This window comes from Caulobacter sp. (assembly GCF_017744445.1).
Taxonomy (GTDB): Bacteria; Pseudomonadota; Alphaproteobacteria; order Caulobacterales; family Caulobacteraceae; genus Caulobacter.
The window spans coordinates 1-622 of sequence record NZ_JAGIBH010000107.1; the positions used below are offsets into that span (position 1 = coordinate 1).

At 66.2% G+C, this 622-nt stretch carries 1 protein-coding gene; it reads right to left on the reverse strand.

The features are described 5' to 3' along the window. Positions 1–5: 5 nt before the first annotated feature. Positions 6–622, reverse strand: a 617-nt coding sequence (locus tag J7528_RS23900) for a prolyl oligopeptidase family serine peptidase (protein ID WP_291879844.1), incomplete at its 5' end; no start/stop codon positions are given.

Below are 622 nucleotides of genomic sequence, written 5' to 3' on the forward strand. Positions count from 1 at the left end.
ATCCGCTAGTTCGGCGGATTGCGCTTTTCGATGAAGGCGATCGCCGCCGTCAGTTTCTGCAGGCGCGTGGCGCTGCTCGACATCCAGTGGTCCTCGCCGTCCAGCACCACGAACTCGTAGGGCTTGCTGGCCTTCTTCAGCGCCGAGGCCATGGCCGTGGCGTGGGCGAATGGCACGACGGTGTCGTCCTTGCCGTGGATCAGCAGGATCGGCGCATCCGCGTCCGCGGCGTGTTCATCTGGCGAACGGGCGTCCAGCTTCGGGTCGGAAAGAGACTCGACCCCGAACAGGCGCTTTTCGTCCCGCACCCACGCGTTGCGTTCGCCGTATTTGAGCGTGTCGTCACGCACCATGCGGCCCACGTCGCTGACGGCCGAGACCGCCACCGAGCAGCGATAGACACCCTTCTGCAGCGTTACGCCGGCCAGGGCCGCGTAGCCGCCGTAGCTCGAGCCCATAATGCAGACCCGCTTGGGGTCGACGATCCCCTGGGCCGCCAGATAGGTCACGCCGTCGGAGAGGTCGGTCTGCATCTTGCCGCCCCACTCGCCGTAGCCGGCGGCCACGAACTTCTGGCCGTAACCAGTCGAGCCGCGGAAGTTGGGTTTCAGCACCGCGTAGC